The 16356-nt window shown below is 46.8% G+C and carries 18 protein-coding genes and 1 tRNA gene; 13 read left to right on the top strand and 6 right to left on the bottom strand.

From position 1 onward, the window contains the following. Nucleotides 1-13: 13 nt before the first annotated feature. From EAO36_RS04650 to prfB, 4 genes are all read right to left on the bottom strand, one after another. The gene (locus EAO36_RS04650; RefSeq protein WP_120948181.1) at nt 14-712 is read right to left on the bottom strand and encodes a hypothetical protein; all 699 of its coding nucleotides are present in this window, start codon (nt 710-712) and stop codon (nt 14-16) included. 94 nt (nt 713-806) lie between these two features. Next, entirely contained in the window at nt 807-2087 is a 1281-nt protein-coding gene (locus EAO36_RS04645; RefSeq protein ID WP_120955769.1) for a peptidase U32 family protein, read from the bottom strand. A gap of 12 nt (nt 2088-2099) precedes the next feature. Beyond that, nucleotides 2100-2834, bottom strand: a complete 735-nt coding sequence (gene cheZ, locus EAO36_RS04640) for a protein phosphatase CheZ (RefSeq protein WP_120948179.1) — start codon at nt 2832-2834, stop codon at nt 2100-2102. A gap of 57 nt (nt 2835-2891) precedes the next feature. Further along, nucleotides 2892-3980, bottom strand: coding sequence for a peptide chain release factor 2 (gene prfB, locus EAO36_RS04635; RefSeq protein WP_120948178.1), 1089 nt, complete (start codon nt 3978-3980; stop codon nt 2892-2894). Nucleotides 3981-4057: 77 nt separating this feature from the next. Here prfB and gdhA point away from each other — a divergent pair, with 77 nt between their 5' ends. Continuing rightward, a complete protein-coding gene (gene gdhA / locus EAO36_RS04630) occupies nt 4058-5404 on the top strand; it encodes an NADP-specific glutamate dehydrogenase (RefSeq protein ID WP_120948177.1) in 1347 nt (448 codons plus the stop codon). On the opposite strand, the gene EAO36_RS04625 is transcribed toward gdhA, so the two are convergent. Further along, nucleotides 5405-5481: transfer RNA gene (locus EAO36_RS04625), tRNA-Arg, on the bottom strand. Between the two features lie 103 nt (nt 5482-5584). Here EAO36_RS04625 and rpsU point away from each other — a divergent pair. From rpsU to EAO36_RS04595, 6 genes are all read left to right on the top strand, one after another. Further along, nucleotides 5585-5797, top strand: coding sequence for a 30S ribosomal protein S21 (gene rpsU / locus EAO36_RS04620; RefSeq protein WP_006018650.1), 213 nt, complete (start codon nt 5585-5587; stop codon nt 5795-5797). Between the two features lie 9 nt (nt 5798-5806). After that, nucleotides 5807-6565, top strand: coding sequence for a 3-oxoacyl-ACP reductase FabG (gene fabG, locus EAO36_RS04615; RefSeq protein WP_120955768.1), 759 nt, complete (start codon nt 5807-5809; stop codon nt 6563-6565). Nucleotides 6566-6749: 184 nt separating this feature from the next. Then, nucleotides 6750-6986 carry an acyl carrier protein gene (acpP, locus tag EAO36_RS04610; protein ID WP_006018652.1) on the top strand — a complete coding sequence of 79 codons (237 nt, stop codon included), beginning with the start codon at nt 6750-6752 and terminating at the stop codon, nt 6984-6986. Between the two features lie 50 nt (nt 6987-7036). Further along, a complete protein-coding gene (locus EAO36_RS04605) occupies nt 7037-8284 on the top strand; it encodes a beta-ketoacyl-ACP synthase II (RefSeq protein ID WP_120948175.1) in 1248 nt (415 codons plus the stop codon). A 10-nt stretch (nt 8285-8294) separates the two neighbouring features. Next, nucleotides 8295-9218: an acetyl-CoA carboxylase carboxyl transferase subunit alpha gene (gene accA, locus EAO36_RS04600; protein ID WP_120948174.1), complete on the top strand. Its 924-nt coding sequence runs from the start codon at nt 8295-8297 to the stop codon at nt 9216-9218. Nucleotides 9219-9308: 90 nt separating this feature from the next. Next, nucleotides 9309-10850, top strand: a complete 1542-nt coding sequence (locus EAO36_RS04595) for a flagellin A (RefSeq protein ID WP_120948173.1) — start codon at nt 9309-9311, stop codon at nt 10848-10850. On the opposite strand, the gene hemW is transcribed toward EAO36_RS04595, so the two are convergent. After that, nucleotides 10842-11912: a radical SAM family heme chaperone HemW gene (gene hemW, locus EAO36_RS04590; protein WP_120948172.1), complete on the bottom strand. Its 1071-nt coding sequence runs from the start codon at nt 11910-11912 to the stop codon at nt 10842-10844. The two genes, EAO36_RS04595 and hemW, sit on opposite strands and share 9 nt — an antisense overlap. Before the next feature lie 64 nt (nt 11913-11976). On the opposite strand from hemW, the gene EAO36_RS04585 reads away from it, so the two are divergent. From EAO36_RS04585 to folP, 6 genes are all read left to right on the top strand, one after another. Beyond that, entirely contained in the window at nt 11977-12279 is a 303-nt protein-coding gene (locus EAO36_RS04585; protein ID WP_120948171.1) for a c-type cytochrome, read from the top strand. Between the two features lie 86 nt (nt 12280-12365). After that, nucleotides 12366-12836, top strand: coding sequence for an RNA pyrophosphohydrolase (locus EAO36_RS04580; protein ID WP_120948170.1), 471 nt, complete (start codon nt 12366-12368; stop codon nt 12834-12836). After that, a complete protein-coding gene (locus EAO36_RS04575) occupies nt 12837-14039 on the top strand; it encodes an aspartate kinase (RefSeq protein WP_120948169.1) in 1203 nt (400 codons plus the stop codon). It abuts the gene before it with no gap. Continuing rightward, nucleotides 14036-14563 carry a HobA family DNA replication regulator gene (locus tag EAO36_RS04570; RefSeq protein WP_120948168.1) on the top strand — a complete coding sequence of 176 codons (528 nt, stop codon included), beginning with the start codon at nt 14036-14038 and terminating at the stop codon, nt 14561-14563. Before EAO36_RS04575 ends, EAO36_RS04570 begins: the two co-directional genes overlap by 4 nt. After that, entirely contained in the window at nt 14560-15198 is a 639-nt protein-coding gene (locus EAO36_RS04565; RefSeq protein WP_120948167.1) for a DNA polymerase III subunit delta', read from the top strand. The genes EAO36_RS04570 and EAO36_RS04565 overlap by 4 nt, the downstream gene beginning before the upstream one ends. Then, nucleotides 15189-16328, top strand: coding sequence for a dihydropteroate synthase (folP, locus tag EAO36_RS04560; RefSeq protein WP_120948166.1), 1140 nt, complete (start codon nt 15189-15191; stop codon nt 16326-16328). Before EAO36_RS04565 ends, folP begins: the two co-directional genes overlap by 10 nt. Nucleotides 16329-16356 lie beyond the last annotated feature (28 nt).

Raw genomic sequence — 16356 nt, 5'->3', positions numbered from 1 at the left:
CCCAACATTTTGTTTAAAACACTTTCGTAAAATTCATAAAAAGATTGGCACTCTTGTAGTTATCAAGGATTGTTAAAGTTTTAAGGGCTCCGGTGTTGCTGGGGACTCTGATCAATCTTTCTTGGCTAGCTATGGGCATGTGGATTCCCAAACTCCATTTGAATTTATCAAAACGCATGCTAATCCCAAAGACCGCATCAATGTTGGCGTTGTTGCGCACATAGGAAGGATTTGCCCCGCCAAAACGCGCGCTCCAAATATTGACCACCCCTAGCAAGCCCCCAAAAAGCCCGTAGGCATAGACTTTAACACGCCCCCGCCTATCCTTGCGGAATTTGCTATAAACATTGATCAAGAGATTAGCTCCTATTCCTAAGCTATAACGATTCATGCTAGTAGCACTCTCTAAACTGCGGACAAATTCATCCATGTAAAAATAGCGGTAACCAAAATAACCATAGTAAGCTACCCCAATAAAGGGGGTGAAGTATTTTTGATCGCCTCCTTGTATTTGCAAACCCAGTTGTAAAGAGTGAGATTGTAAAATGATGTCATTGGAGGGTTTGGAAAAAGTACCTCTGCTTTCTAAAACACTCCCCAGTCCCACGCCCATCCCCACGCTCAAAAGTGGCCCATTCAGATAGGAATAGGGGTGGGCATGCAAACAGAGAGAAAAAAAACATACTGAAAAAGTTATTTTTTTGATTGCCATAAGAACTCCATAACCACGACCAAAAGCGGGCTCCGCTCAAACTGTGGATTATAGCATAATACGCCTTATAGTCGTTCTGGTGATTAGCAAGCGGTTATGCCCGTGTGCGCAAAAAACTAAAAGCGGGCAGTTTTGCTGGGAGTTTTACCGGATTGGTGTTCCCGCTATGGATACTCTCCAATTCCCGCCCATCTAAGAGGATAATTTTAAACAAACAGAGGTAGTATTTGCCCTCAAAGCTATAAAGCTTGCCAATCTCATTGGTGATTGGCTCAAAAGGTGCACCATAAGGCAAGACCACTTCATAGACCTCATGGGGGCGGGTGGTGAATTTGCACAAAAAATACGCCCCATTTTCAAGCACCTCCCCATTGACCTGAAAATCTCCCTCGCTGATGGCAGATTTAAAATTTTGGGTGTCTAGGCGTTGGTGGGGGCGTTGGATCAAATAGCCCTCAGTAAAACCGCGGTTTTTAAGCGTGGCTAATTCGGCTTGGTAGAGGGTGGGGCGGTGTTGGTTGTTATAATAATCCTCGATAGCGGTACGGTAGGTTTTGGTGGTGATGGCAGCATAGTAGCTAGACTTGGTGCGGCCTTCAATTTTTAAGGCACTCACCGCTTGGCTGTCTAAAATCGTGGCGATGTGGTTAGCCAAGTTTAAATCTTTGGCATTTAAAATGTGTGTGCCTATACCCTCCTCCTCTTCTAAACGCATCATCACGCCTGTATCGGGGTTTTTGATGTAGTATTCATAGTCAAAACGGCAATCATTGGCACAACTCCCCCGATTGGGCACGCGCCCATGTTGCAGGGCTGAGATGAGGCAACGCCCCGAAAAGGCAAAACACATGCTCCCGTGCACAAAAACCTCTAATTCCAAATCGGGTAATTCTTTTTTGATCGCCACCACATCATTTAAGCTCATCTCTCTAGCAACCACGATCCGCTTAACCCCCATTTCATAGAAGGCGTGTGCGTCTAAAACATTCATCACATTGGCTTGTGTGGATAGATGAATCGGGATATGGGGGGTGAGCTTTTGGGCTAATTTTAAAACGCCAATAGTAGCGATGATGAGCGCATCGACCTTGCAATCAGCTAGCTTGGCTAAATGCTCCTCTAAAAGTTTGATTTGGGAGTTGAAAGGGAAGGCGTTTAGTGTAGCGTAAAATTTCTTGCCCTGAGCGTGGGTGTAACGCACGCCCTCTTTAAAACTCTCCAAATCAAAGTTCTTAGAGGCACGATTCCTCAGCGAAAACTGCCCCAAGCCCGCATAGACCGCGTCGGCACCATAACCTAGGGCGATTTTAAGCTTAGCTAGATTGCCCGCTGGGGCCAAAAGCTCCGGGCGTGCTTGGGGATTAAAAAGAGCCACTAGGTGTTAAAATTATTGCTTTTTACCAAAGGCGGCGATCAAGGCTTCAATATCGCTTTCACTGGCAGCATTTTCATCATCATCGCCAATGATATAAGAAGCTGAACTGACTCGTTTGGAATCTTCGATATTACCTTCAAATAAGGAGTTCATATACTGGGTTAAGGCACGCATGACATTGATCACCCGTTCGATCTTTTGGCGGTGGATGTCTTGGAATTGCATAATATCCATCGCCTGCATGGAACTATCCACACACCCCTCTGCCATCTCCTTAATGGCATCTATGCCCGCCAAAATCTCTTGTGTCTGGGCTAAAGAAGTTTGGAATGTTTGGATCAGCGGAAAAGCCTCTGATAGAGTTTCAAAAATCTCCAAGTGTTTTTGCATGGGGGTCTTGATCGCCTTGAGAGTCTTGATGATACCCTCAGAACTCATATTAATGTAATCGAGCTGATCGAAAATCTGGGTAGCCTTAACCTCCGAGTCCCTAGTTACATCATCAAGCTGATGGACGACCTTATGTTCTTCGGTAGGGGGTGGGGGTGGCCACTCCTCAGAATCCACCTTGCCGTATTTTTCAGCCAACTTCTTGTCCACTTTCATATAATGTGAGTATTTTTCGGCGTTTGTGCCCTCCTTTGGGGCACCATTCATGCCCTGATCGCCCTCTGCTTCTTTGTCCAAAGGCTCGATCGCTTCCAAACCCCCCCCGCTCATCAAGGCATCTAGTTCTTCTTGAGTCATCCATGCTCCTTAAATAATCGTGCTATTATAGTCGTTTTTACTTGTGTGTGCTTTAAATCATTGCGCCTTAGAGACTAGGACAGCCTCCATCATCGCATCTAAATCCCCATCTAAAATTGCCTCCACATTGCTATAAGCGATCTCGCTACGCGCGTCTTTAATCTGCTGGTAGGGGGCTAAAACATAGCTTCTAATTTGATGCCCCCAACCAATCTCGCTTTTTTCTTCGGTGTTACCTTGATCGCGTTGCTTTTGGAGTTCTAGCTCATAGAGTTTGGATTTGAGCATTTTTAAAGCGGTCGCCCTGTTCTTGTGTTGGCTACGATCATTTTGGCATTGCACCACGATTCCGGTAGCAAAATGCGTGATGCGCACAGCCGATTCGGTCTTATTCACATGTTGCCCGCCCGCTCCGCTGGCACGATAGGTGTCAATTCTAATATCCTTATCCTCAATCACAATATCAATGTCATCATCCACTTCTGGGCTGACTTGTACGCTAGCAAAACTGGTGTGTCTTTTGCCATTGGCATTAAAGGGGGACATGCGCACAAGGCGATGCACCCCATTTTCATTTTTCATGTAACCATAGACATTCACCCCCCTAATGATGAACGCCACGCCCTTAATGCCCGCCTCTTCGCCCTCTTGGTAATCCAACAATTCCACCTTAAAACCCTTGCGTTCTGCCCAACGCAAATACATGCGATAAAGCATGCTCCCCCAGTCCTGACTCTCTGTCCCCCCCGCCCCGGGCTGGATACTCACCAACGCATCCATGCTGTCATGTTCATTAGAGAGCATCACGCCCACCTCCATGCTTTGCACCCGCGCTGAGAGTTTAGGGGCTTCCTCAAAAAGTTGTTGGAGGGCTAATTCATCATCTTGGGTGATCTCAAAAAGCTCGGTGGCTTCTTGCAAGGCGTTTTGGGTGAGCGCATAACTTTCTAAGAGCCTCTCTAAACGGGCTTTTTCTTTATTCTTTTGGGCGGCTAAAGCCTTGTCTTGCCAAAAGAGGGGATCAGCTTGCTGGGCAATGAGAGTGGCAAGTTTTTCTTGTAAATTCTTGGGTTTGATGATTTGGGCGATGTTGCTACATTTGCCCTGTAGCTCCTTGAGTAACTCGCTGTATTGGTAGGCATCCATGCGTGTTCCATTTGGTTTTTTTGTGCTATTATACACCATTGTCTATTCGATCAAGCAGATCAAAGAGAGGATCAAACATGTATATCCAAAGGGTTTTAAAACATATTGGGGGAACTTACCCCCACCAGAAAGAGTTCCAACAAGCCGTAGCCGAAATGCTACATTCTCTGGCCCCTCTTTTGAAAAAAGAGCCCCAGTATGAAAAACATGCCATTTTAGAACGCTTGATCGAACCCGATCGGCAGGTTTTCTTCCGTGTGGTGTGGCTAGATGATGCGGGCAAAGTCCAAGTCAATCGGGGTTGCCGTATCCAATTTAATGCCGCGATTGGGCCTTATAAGGGAGGATTGCGATTCCACCCCAGTGTGAATGCTAGCATCATTAAGTTTTTGGGTTTTGAACAGATTTTTAAAAACGCCCTCACCACTCTTAACATGGGCGGAGCTAAGGGGGGGAGTGATTTTGACCCCAAGGGCAAGAGTGATGCAGAGATCATGCGTTTTTGCCAAGCCTTTATGGACGAGCTTTACCGCCATGTGGGTGCGCTAACCGATGTGCCCGCTGGGGATATTGGCGTGGGCACGCGCGAAATTGGCTATTTGTTTGGGCGTTATAAGAAATTGGTCAATCGCTTTGATGGCGTGCTGACAGGCAAAGGTTTAGATTGGGGCGGGAGCTTGGTTAGAAAAGAGGCGACTGGGTATGGCTGTGTCTATTTTGCCCAAGAAATGTTAGGGGCTAGAAAAGAAGGTTTGGAAGGCAAGGTGTGTAGTGTATCTGGGAGTGGGAATGTGGCGATTTACACCATTGAAAAACTCTATGAAGTGGGCGCAATCCCGGTAACTGCTAGTGATTCGAAGGGTATGATCTACGATTCAGAGGGGATTGATCTAGCCTTGCTCAAAGAGATTAAGGAGGTCAAGGGGGGGCGCATTGAGGAGTATGCCAAGCATAAAAAAAGCGCGCAATACACCGCTACAAAAGATTATGCCCCGGGGACTAATGGGGTTTGGAGCGTACCTTGTTTTGCAGCCTTCCCCAGCGCTACGCAGAACGAACTTAGCCTTGCAGATGCACAAACTCTATTAAACAATGGTTGCCAATGCGTGGTGGAGGGGGCTAACATGCCCTCTAGCACCCAAGCAGCCCAAGCGTTTTTAAAAGCCCAAATTTGCTATGGACCGGGTAAGGCAGCTAATGCCGGGGGTGTGGCGGTGAGCGGGCTTGAAATGGCACAAAATGCGAGCATGCACCCTTGGAGTTTTGAGGTGGTTGATGCTAAATTGCGCACGATCATGAGGGATATTTTTGAAGACGCTTTTCACACGGCTCAAGAGTTTAAAGATCCGACTAACTTGGTTTTAGGGGCTAACATCGCAGGCTTTAGAAAAGTGGCTGACGCGCTGATCGCACAAGGATATTAGTGGTGTGCTCAGAGGGATTCAAACCCCCGACCTACAGGACCGCAACCTGTTGCTCTATTCAGCTGAGCTATGAGCACCCAAAAACAAACCGCATTATAGCGTAATTTTGGCTAATTTTAGGTTAAATTTACAAAATTTCGTTAAAATACGCCCATCTAATCGAAGAAAGTAGGTGATGGCATGCCCGGAATCAAGGTCAGAGAGAGCGATAGCTTTGATGAAGCTTATAGGCGCTTTAAAAAACAGACTGATCGCAATTTGGTTGTAACAGAGTGCCGTGCGCGGCGTTTCTTTGAGTCCAAGACAGAGAAGCGTAAAAAGCAAAAGATCAACGCCAAGAAGAAAATCCTAAAGCGGCTATATATGCTCAGGCGTTATGAGTCTAAGCTGTAGTGAGGAATCATGGAGTTTAGTGGCGAGAATGTTTTGGTTACGGGGGCTAATCGGGGCATCGGGCGTGCTATTGCCCTTTTGCTGGCAGGCTATAGCCACAAAGGGGGTCAGCGACTCAAGGTTTGGATCAACTACCGCAACAGGCATGAGGAGGCCGATGCACTCAAGGTTGAAATTGAGAAGCTAGGCGGGAGGGTGGCTCTGATCAAGTTTGATGTTACCTCTGAGGAGCAATTTGTCGAGGGCATCAAAACCATTGTTGCTAGCGATGGAGGCTTAAGCTATTTGGTCAATAATGCCGGGATTGTGTTAGACAAATTAGCGGTGCGCATGAAAACTGAGGAATTTAGGCATGTGCTAGAAACCAATTTGACATCGGTTTTTGTAGGTTGCCGTGAGGCTTTGAAAGTGATGAGCAAGCAAAGGTTTGGGAGCGTGGTGAATATCGCTTCTGTGATCGCCGAGCGGGGCAATATGGGGCAGACCAACTATGCGGCTAGCAAGGGGGGTATGGTTGCGATGAGCAAATCCTTTGCCTATGAGGGGGCTTTGCGTAATGTCCGCTTTAATTGCATCACTCCCGGATTTATCGATACGGACATGACAGCTCTTGGCGAGGATGTGAAAGAATCCTACTTAAAAAACATCCCCCTAGCCAGATTAGGGCAACCAGCAGAAGTAGCGGGGGCGGTGGCGTTTTTGCTCAGTGATCTATCTAGCTACATTACGGGAGAGACCTTGAAAGTCAATGGTGGCTTGTATATGTGAGAGTTGAGGAAATTCTATAAGGAGAAACGATGCAATTTTTGTTTTTGATTTTGTTGTTGGTGATCATCTACTTTTTATACCGCATTGTAGATGTGTTGGAACGCAAGTAGAGCAGGGTTTAAGGTTTTTCAAGCGGTTTTGAGTTAGAATTTTAAGATTACATTTAGGATAATTAGGAGTTGTTATGGCATTATTTGAAGATGTGCAAGCGGTGATTGTTGAGCAGTTGAATGTAAGTGCAACACAGGTTACAGAAGAGGCGGATTTTATCAAGGATCTCAACGCCGATTCGTTGGATGTGGTGGAGCTTATCATGGCTCTTGAGGAGAAGTTTGGAATCGAGATTCCTGATGAGCAAGCAGAGAAAATTAAAACCGTGGGGGATGCGGTTCGTTTCATTCAAGACAATAAATTAGCCTAGTTTTGTGAGGGCCCATTTTTAAGGTATTTGGCTAGCTAGAAGGAGTTTTTTTGCGTAGGGTTGTGGTAACGGGCATGGGCATGGTGAATGCCTTAGGACTGGATAGAAAAAGTGCTTTTGATGCCATTGTGCGCGGGGAATGTGGGGTGAAACAGATCACAAGTTTTGACACCACTGGTTTTCCTGTGCAAATTGCAGCAGAAATCACCAATTTTGATCCCGCTTCTGTGATGAATCTCAAGGATGTTAAGAAAGCGGGTCGCTTTATCCAGCTAGCCCTGCTGGCCATCAAAGAAGCGATGCAAGATTGTGGCATTTTGCAAGATAGTAAATGCCCGGAGCAGTGGGCAGAACGCATGGGGGTGAGCTCTGCTTCTGGGATTGGAGGTTTGGGCAACATCGAGGCCAACTCGATTTATTGTTATGACAAAGGTCCTAGGAAGGTCAATCCTTTTTTTATCACTTCGGCTTTGGTGAATATGATTGGCGGGTTTGCCTCCATAGAATACGGCATTAAGGGACCCAATGTTTCCAGTGTAACTGCTTGTGCGGCGGGCACGCATGCCATCATTGAAGCCTACAAAACGATTTTGTTGGAGGGTGCGGATCGCATGTTAGTTGTGGGGGCAGAATCGACCATCTGCCCGGTAGGGATTGGGGGCTTTGCCTCCATCCGCGCTCTCTCTAATCGCAATGACGAGCCCTTGAAGGCTTCCCGCCCCTTTGATAAAGAGCGCAATGGCTTTGTGATGGGCGAGGGCGCGGGGGCCTTGATTTTAGAGGAATATGAAAGTGCCAAATCTAGAGGAGCGCAGATTGTCGCCGAGTTGGTGGGCTATGGGGAAAGTGGGGATGCTAGCCATATCACCGCCCCTGCACCCAATGGCGAGGGGGCTTATCGGGCGATGAAATATGCCCTACAAATGGCTAGCAAACATGGCGTGAAAAATGTTGGTTATATCAATGCACATGGGACTAGCACCAGCTACAACGATCTTTACGAGACCATTGCGCTTAAAAATGTCTTTGGTGGTAAGGAGAATGTCCCCCCCGTGAGCTCCACAAAGGGGCAGATCGGACATTGCTTGGGCGCAGCAGGGGCAATTGAGGCAGTGGTGTCTTTAATGGCGATGCAAGAAGGCGTGATGCCCCCCACAATTAATCAAGAAGTCCCCGATCCGGGGTGCGATTTAGACTATATCCCCAATGAGGCAAGGGGTGCCAAGCTAGAGGCCGTGATGAGTAATTCCTTTGGTTTTGGTGGAACCAATGGAGTGGTGATCTTCAAGGCATTGTAAAGTATAGCAAGTGGCGATTTATTTAGATTTTGAAACCCGCATTAAGGGTCTTCAAGATGAAATTGAAATGGCGACCATTAGAGGGGACTTGGACGCTAAAGAAATCTTGGAAAAACGGCTAGCTAAGGAGACGGATAGCATTTATTCTAATCTCAGTGATTACCAACGCCTCCAACTGGCGCGCCACCCCGATAGACCTTATGCGATGGACTATATCGAGCTCATTTTGCAAGATCGCTACGAAATTTTTGGGGATCGACATTTTAACGATGATAAAGCGATTGTGAGCTTTATTGGCAAGATCGAGGGGGTTAGTGTGGTGGTGATCGCTGAGGAAAAAGGGCGAGGCACGAAAAATAAACTCCAACGCAATTTTGGCATGCCCAACCCTGAAGGCTACCGCAAAGCCTTGAGGGTGGCTAAGTTTGCCGAAAAATTTAATCTCCCACTTTTAATGTTGGTCGATACGGCTGGGGCTTATCCGGGCATTGGGGCTGAAGAGCGTGGGCAGAGCGAGGCTATCGCTAAGAATTTGCAAGAATTTGTGGCATTGAGAGTGCCCACCATCTCGATCATCATCGGTGAGGGCGGGAGTGGGGGGGCTCTAGCCATTGCTGTAGCAGACAGATTAGCAATGCTAGAATACTCTATTTTTAGCGTGATTTCTCCTGAAGGGTGCGCTGCCATTTTGTGGAACGACCCGGGTAAGGTAGAAGTCGCGGTTAAGGCTATGAAGATCACCCCGACAGACTTGAAAAAAGCCAATCTCATCGATGACATCATCTTAGAGCCCAAAAGAGGGGCACACCGCGACAAAGTCGAAGCCAGTTTAGCCATTAAGCGTTACTTTTTAGAACAACTCCCCTTGATCCAAAGTAGCGACTTTTTAAATTTGCGCTATGCAAAACTCATGGCCTGCGGGGCTTTTGAATAATTTCTAACAAATTTCTTCATTAAATCCATTTTTAGACGATATAACAGAGCCAAAGCAAGGAAGCTTTAGGATATTTAACAAGGAGTTATTATGGCATTTCAGATCAATACGAACATCAATGCGTTAAATGCCCACGCGGTCGGGCTAGTAACACAGCGTAATTTGCGCGAGTCGTTGGAACGCTTGAGTTCTGGTTTGCGAATCAACAAGGCGGCCGATGACGCATCGGGTATGACCATTGCCGATTCTTTACGCTCGCAAGCCAAAAGTTTGGGGCAGGCAATCGCCAATACTAATGATGGGATTGGGATCATCCAAATCGCCGACAAAGCAATGGATGAGCAAATCAAAATCCTAGATACCATCAAGGTTAAAGCGACCCAAGCCGCTCAAGATGGGCAAAACACCCAGTCTAGGAAGGCTCTACAAGCCGATGTGATCCGCTTGATCCAAAGTTTGGACAATATCGGGACCACCACCTCCTATAACGGGCAAGCCCTCTTGTCAGGTGCGTTCTCTAACAAAGAGTTCCAAGTAGGGGCTTATTCCAATGAAACCATCAAGGCTAGCATTGGTTCAGCCACCTCCGATAAGATCGGGCAAGTTAAGATTGTTACAGGTAAATCTATCACGGCTTCTGGTGAAGTTACCTTGACCTTCAAGCAAGTCGATGGCGTGCATGATGTGCATTTAGAAAGTGTGAAAATCTCCACTTCAGCGGGCACAGGGCTTGGGGTTTTAGCAGAGGTGATCAATAAAAACTCTAATGCTACAGGTGTGCGGGCTAATGCTACGGTGATCTCCACCTCAGACAAGGCGATCCAATCAGGAAGCTTGAGTGACCTAACCATCAATGGGATCAAGTTGGGCAATGTCGTGGGCATTAAGAAAAACGACAGCGATGGGCGTTTGCTTGCGGCTATCAATGCCATAACGGCTCAAACAGGTGTTGAGGCCTATACAGATTCTAATGGGCGTTTGAACCTAAGGAGTTTAGATGGACGCGGAATCAGCATCAAGGCAGATGACAAAAATGACAACGGCGATAAGGTTGCTGTAGATGCCTTGAATGGTGGACAGAAAATCAGCAAGGGGTCTGTCAATTTTGGTCGTCTATCCTTGGTCCGCCAAGACGCTCGGGATATTTTGGTGGTCTCTGGCAACAATCAAGATGCCATGGCAGGCTATAAAGCCATTGGTTTTGAAAAAGGCAAGGCAGCCAGCACAACCGTCAATTTACGGGATGTCTTGGGCGAATTTAACCAAGCGGTGCGTTCCGCTTCTGGGGCTAACTATAACAAAACCCTAGCAGATGAAAACCTCACTCTAGGCTCTGGGGTTACTACCTTGCGTGGGGCGATGGTTGTCATGGATATTGCCGAATCTGCTCAAAAAATGTTGGATAAAATCCGCTCTGATTTGGGCTCTGTACAAAACCAAATGGTGAGCACGGTCAATAACATCACCATCACACAAGTGAATGTGAAAGCCGCTGAGTCTCAAATCCGCGATGTAGATTTTGCTCAAGAGAGTGCGAATTTCAGCAAGAACAACATCTTGGCACAATCTGGCAGTTATGCGATGAGTCAGGCCAACACGATCCAACAAAACATCTTAAGGCTCTTAACTTAGGGCGGGTGGCTCTAGCCACAAAGCGATCTCATCAGCCAAAAAAAAGTCTTTGGCGGTGAGTTGCCCCCCGTGTAGGTCGCAAATCTGCTCCTCTAGGAGAGTTTGCACTTGGGCGGGCTTTAATATTTGGCAATCCACTCCCACCGCGCAACGCAATCCCAAAAAAACACGCTCAAACCATAAATCTTGAGGACTTAGCACCTCAATCTTAACCCCACTAGGTTTAGCCATATAGGCTTTAATATCCTTGCTCTTAAAAAAGCGTTGGTTGTGGATACGCCCTACAGATCCCGCCCCACAGCCCAAATATTCCAAGCCCCGCCAATAGGCTAGATTGTGCCGACATGGATAATTTTTGGTATAATTGGACACTTCGTAGTGCTTAAAACCATACGTTTCTAGTTGGGTTTTTAAAAAGCCATCGAATTGGAACAAATCTTGAGAGCGCACACTCTTAGATAACTTGGTGTTTTCTTCTAAGGTTAGGCTGTAGGCAGATAAATGGTTAATGGGGAGTTTACTGGCCTGCTGGATTTCTTGCATGAGACGCTCTTTAGTGTCTAGGGGAGTGTTGTAAATGAGATCAATGCTCAAATTTTCAAACCCACTTTTATAAGCGGTGTCTAGGGCTTGCCGAATCTCTTGGTCATTGTGCGTGCGTTGCAAAAATTCTAGTTTGTCTTTAAAAAAACTCTGCACGCCGATGGATAGACGGGTTGCGCCCAGTTCTTTGAGGCCACCACACCAAGCCCTATCCAAGAGATCGGGGTTAGCCTCAAGGGTGATTTCAATATCGGGGTCTAGGTGTGCATAGGTGGTGATGGTCTTAAAAATCACCTCATAGTGTTTTACCTCTAGGGTGTTGGGCGTACCACCGCCCACAAAGATCGTTTGGAGTGTGGGCGTACCCTCTAGACTCTCTTGAATATCTTGGATTAAAGCGCAGACATAATCGTCTTTTAAATCCTCCAAGCCGCTGAAAGAGTTAAAAGCGCAGTATCCGCACTTGCTGGTGCAGAAAGGAATGTGGATATACAGACTAGATACGCCCGATTTAAGCATGTATTAATCCTTCAAATAGTAGCATTTTAGCGTTTTTTTGATAAGAACAGATAAAGGATGCGTGATGAAAAAGATTGTTTTATTGGGTGTTGTGGCTGGTATGGGACTTTTGAGTGCAGCCGATCCAGCTATGTTGGTCAAGAAATGTGCGGGGTGTCACGGACCTGCGATGGATAAAAAAGCCTTTGGTAAAGGGCATGTGGTCAATACCCTAGATAGTGCCACCATTAAAGAAGATCTAATGGCATACAAAGCAGGTTCGCTCAACCGCTATGGCATGGGTGGCGTGATGCACGGGCAAGCTAAAAATTTGAGCGATGCAGACATTGAGGCTTTGGCTAAATACATCCCCACTCTTAAAAAGTAGGTGATGGATTGGGTGGAGGGGGGTTTTAAGCGTGTTTTAGTTGCGTGTGTTATAATAATCTCTTATCAAAAGAGAAAGGATAGCGCATGGAGACTAAGAAAAGTTACCGCCCTAATGTTGCCGCTGTCGTGCTTTCGTCTCACTATCCTAGGGATTGTGAGTTTTTTATTGCCCAGCGCATTGATATTCAAGGGGCATGGCAGTTCCCACAAGGCGGGATCGATCAAGGGGAAACGCCCTTGAGGGCTCTGTATCGGGAATTGTTGGAGGAGATTGGCACGGATGCGGTGGAAGTGATTGCCGAGTATCCTAAATGGATCACCTATGACTTCCCGCCCACCATGCCCAAGAAACTTTATCCCTTTGATGGGCAAAAGCAGAAATATTTTTTGGTGCGTTTAAAAAATAATACCCTCATTAATATTGAAACAGCTGTCCCCGAGTTTGATCGCTATGAGTTTGTCAATCCTCATGAATTGTTCCACAAAGTGGTGCATTTCAAACGCCAAGTCTATAAGCAGGTAATCGGCTATTTTAGAAGAGAGGGGTATTTATAGGTGCTGGTCGTGCAAAAATTTGGGGGGACAAGCATGGGGGGGTGTGTGCGCATTCAAGCGGTGGCTCAACGTATCATAGAGAGTAAAAAAATCTTTGAGGATATGGTCGTTGTGGTCTCAGCGATGGGGGATAGTACCGATGAGTTTTTAGATTTAGCGCACCATTTTTCTAACAAGCCCAATCGACGCGAGTTGGATCGCTTGCTCAGTAGTGGCGAGAGTATCGCTAGTGCTTTGCTAGCCATCGCCCTAGAATCCTTGGGGCAAAAAGCATGCTCTTTAAGCGGGAGAGAAGCGGGGATTGTAACAGACGCCCACTACACCCGCGCGCAAATCTTACAAATCGACCCGACCAAGATTAAAGACCTCTTGGCACAAAATTTTGTGGTGGTTGTTGCGGGGTTTCAAGGGGTGAGTGCCAATGGAGAAATCACCACTTTGGGGCGTGGGGGGAGCGATTTGAGTGCGGTGGCGTTGGCTGGGGCCTTGCGGGCACATTTGTGCGAGATTTATACCGATGTGGATGGGATTTACACCACCGACCCACGCTTGGTGCCAGAGGCTAGAAAAATTGATGAAATTAGTTACGATGAAATGCTAGAGTTAGCCTCTATGGGGGCTAAGGTGCTTTTTAACCGCTCTGTGGAGTTGGCTAAAAAATACAATATCCCCCTGATTACGCGTAACTCTTTTAGCCACAATGAAGGCACGCGCATCACTTCTGAGGAGCAAATTTTGGAAAAACCCATTGTGAGTGGCATTGCCCTAGATAAAAACCAAGCCCGCGTGAATATCATTGATGCATGCGATTATCCGGGCATAGCCGGCGAAATTTTTGGACTCTTGGCAGAGGCTAACCTCAACATTGATATGATCGTGCAAACCATTGGCAAAAATGGTAAAACCAATATCAATTTTACGCTCCCTGAAGAGGATTTAGAAGTTTGCCAGCAGGTGCTCAAAAATGTGCGTGATATTGGCTCAGTGGAGTGCGATCGCCAAGTGGCTAAGGTTTCTGTGGTAGGGGTGGGCATGCGCTCCCATTCTGGTATTGCCAGTGCAGCGTTTAAAGCCCTCGCTAGAGAAAATATCAATATTTTGATGATCAGCACCAGCGAGATCAAAATCTCAGTGGTGGTGGATGTTGGGTTGGCTGAACTCGCGCTTAAAACCTTGCATGCCGCTTTCAAATTAGAATTGTGATTGCGTTTGCCAAGTGGCTCCAAAAAACTAAAAACGATCTTAGCTATCCGCTGGACTGGTTGGAGCGTGTAGATTGGACCCGCTTTGTTGCTACAACCCAGCACTTAGCACAGGGGGGGTGTTTGCTCATCGGTGCGGACTTGGAGCGCACATGGTTTAAAATTTATGTGTTAAGCCATCTTAACCGCCACAAATTGCGCCCCCTTGTCCCCATTTTTGATACCCCCAGTGCTTTTGAGGGCTTTTTAAACACCAAGGACGATTCCTCTCTAGCTCTTATCGCCCACATGCTCAATTTGAGCTACCAAAGTTGCGCCCTCTGGTATGTGGGTCTAGCCCACACGCCCCTAGCCCAGCTCGCCTTAAGTCTAGATCAGCACTTTTTGTGGATTTTAGACACCCCCCATAAAGAAGCCATCAGTTTGCACTCCCTTGATCCCATGCTGGATTTCAAATTGCTCCAACTCTACCAAATTTTCGAAAACCTCTTATTTGATGTTTTACTCGGGAGGCTAGAACTTTGAAGACTAGCATGCTGATTTTAAGCCACACACCCCACCAAGAGGCCCTGCACTGCCAAGAGAGACTACAAGAGGAATTACAAGGCATGCGCCCTCTGATTGATATGGTGGCAGAAGAGGAGCTTAAAATAGAGCATGCCCAAGAAATCAAGAATCGCTGTGTTTTAAGTTATGCTGGACCCAAAATCTTTATCATCGCTGCACACCATTTTAATATCTTTGCCCAAAATGCCCTGCTCAAAATCTTAGAGGAACCCCCAGCCAACACCCGTTTTATTGTGATCGCCAAGCACAAACATGCGCTGTTGCCCACCATGCTCTCGCGCTTAATCTGTCAAGATAAGCGCACACAGATTACCAAAGAACCCTTTAAGCTCAACCTAGCCACTTGCACGCTCCAAGATATTTATGCCTACCTCAAAGAGTTAGAGGGGCGAAGCCTAAGTATTGAGCAAGGCGCACAATTAATCCAATCTCTTTTATATGCTCTGCAAGAGGCAAAAATCCCCCTAGAGGCATCTATGTTAGATCATTTCCAGCAAGCTATGCAAGCTAACTTGCTCTACATGCGCCCTAGTCATAATCTCTTGCCTCTATTATTAATGGTGCTCCAAGCTAGAGACAATCCATGTTTTTAGAACGCATCCACCCCACAAGTTTTCCCCTAGCCCTAGAGCGCATCGCCCCCCACCCAGCCGGGCAAAAAATCATGGCAAAAAAGGCGCAACTTTTAGCCTTTAAAATCACCGCCCTCCCTTTAAGCGCAACACTCATTTTAAAACAAGAGGCTTTGCGTGTGGGTGCAGAGCTTGCCACCCCCAAAGATTGCATTTTGGCCCGTGCCAAAACCTATGATTGTTTGTTGGTCGGCACTTTGGATCAGCTCCAAAAATTATGCCAAAAGTGCCAAACCCAAGATTTTGGGCTTAAAAAACTAGCCAAGAATTTACAAAGCCACCTACACCCCACCCGCCCCAAACCGACACTGATGGGCGTGATCAATCTCACCCCTGATAGTTTTTACCCCCATAGCCGCCACAACACCAAGCAAGCCCTAGAAAAAATCCAGCTGTATTTGGAGCAAGGCGTAGAATACATTGACATTGGGGCAGCTAGTTCTAGACCCTTTAGTGCACGCATTGATTCTCAAGAGGAAATCGCGCGTTTAAAAGAGGTGTGCCTAGAGATCAAAAATCAAAAGCTTTACCCACAAGCTAAATTTAGCATTGACACTTATAACCCCCAAAGTGCTGCCTTTGCGCTCGAACATGGCTTTAGCGTGCTCAATGATGTCAATGGCTTTAGAGATCAAGAAATGCGTAAGTTAGCACAAACCTACAAGGCCCGAGCCATTATCATGCACTCTCAAGGCGTGCCGATGGACATGGCACGCTTTGATCAAAACACCCATCTAATCGCTGAGATAGAAGTTTTTTTTGAAACCCAAATCGCTCTTTTGCTAGAACATGGCATAGAGGATATTATCTTAGATGTGGGCTTGGGCTTTCATAAAAACACTCCAGAAAATCTCGCCCTCATCCAGCATTTGGAGCATTTTTTACACTTTGGCTATCCCTTGCTCATTGGGGCTAGCCGTAAAAAATGCATTGGGGAGGTGTGTGGGCGGGAGGTTGAAGATCGCCTAGCCGGCACTCTAGCCCTGCACCTTGTTGCTCTCCAGCATGGGGCTAGCATTTTGCGTGTGCATGACATTGCCCCCCACCAAGACATGATAAAAATCCACCAAGCCCTAGCCCAAGTGCCCTAAACTTCAGTTACAATACTAAACATCCAAG

The organism is Helicobacter mehlei (genome assembly GCF_003660265.1).
In the GTDB taxonomy this organism is placed as follows: Bacteria; Campylobacterota; Campylobacteria; order Campylobacterales; family Helicobacteraceae; genus Helicobacter; species Helicobacter mehlei.
The sequence above is the reverse complement of the archived record's forward strand: the minus strand, read 5'-3'. Positions and strand labels throughout refer to the sequence as shown.

Excerpts from the sequence above, each read along its gene's own strand:
- EAO36_RS04585 (WP_120948171.1), top strand. The coding sequence starts at position 11,977 with ATGAAAAAGATTGTTTTATTGGGTGTTGTGGCTGGTATGGGACTTTTG.
- rpsU (WP_006018650.1), top strand. The coding sequence starts at position 5,585 with ATGCCCGGAATCAAGGTCAGAGAGAGCGATAGCTTTGATGAAGCTTAT.
- EAO36_RS04650 (WP_120948181.1), bottom strand. The coding sequence starts at position 712 with ATGGCAATCAAAAAAATAACTTTTTCAGTATGTTTTTTTTCTCTCTGT.
- fabG (WP_120955768.1), top strand. The coding sequence starts at position 5,807 with ATGGAGTTTAGTGGCGAGAATGTTTTGGTTACGGGGGCTAATCGGGGC.
- EAO36_RS04595 (WP_120948173.1), top strand. The coding sequence starts at position 9,309 with ATGGCATTTCAGATCAATACGAACATCAATGCGTTAAATGCCCACGCG.
- prfB (WP_120948178.1), bottom strand. The coding sequence starts at position 3,980 with ATGGATGCCTACCAATACAGCGAGTTACTCAAGGAGCTACAGGGCAAA.
- acpP (WP_006018652.1), top strand. The coding sequence starts at position 6,750 with ATGGCATTATTTGAAGATGTGCAAGCGGTGATTGTTGAGCAGTTGAAT.
- cheZ (WP_120948179.1), bottom strand. The coding sequence starts at position 2,834 with ATGACTCAAGAAGAACTAGATGCCTTGATGAGCGGGGGGGGTTTGGAA.
- folP (WP_120948166.1), top strand. The coding sequence starts at position 15,189 with ATGTTTTTAGAACGCATCCACCCCACAAGTTTTCCCCTAGCCCTAGAG.
- hemW (WP_120948172.1), bottom strand. The coding sequence starts at position 11,912 with ATGCTTAAATCGGGCGTATCTAGTCTGTATATCCACATTCCTTTCTGC.
- EAO36_RS04580 (WP_120948170.1), top strand. The coding sequence starts at position 12,366 with ATGGAGACTAAGAAAAGTTACCGCCCTAATGTTGCCGCTGTCGTGCTT.
- gdhA (WP_120948177.1), top strand. The coding sequence starts at position 4,058 with ATGTATATCCAAAGGGTTTTAAAACATATTGGGGGAACTTACCCCCAC.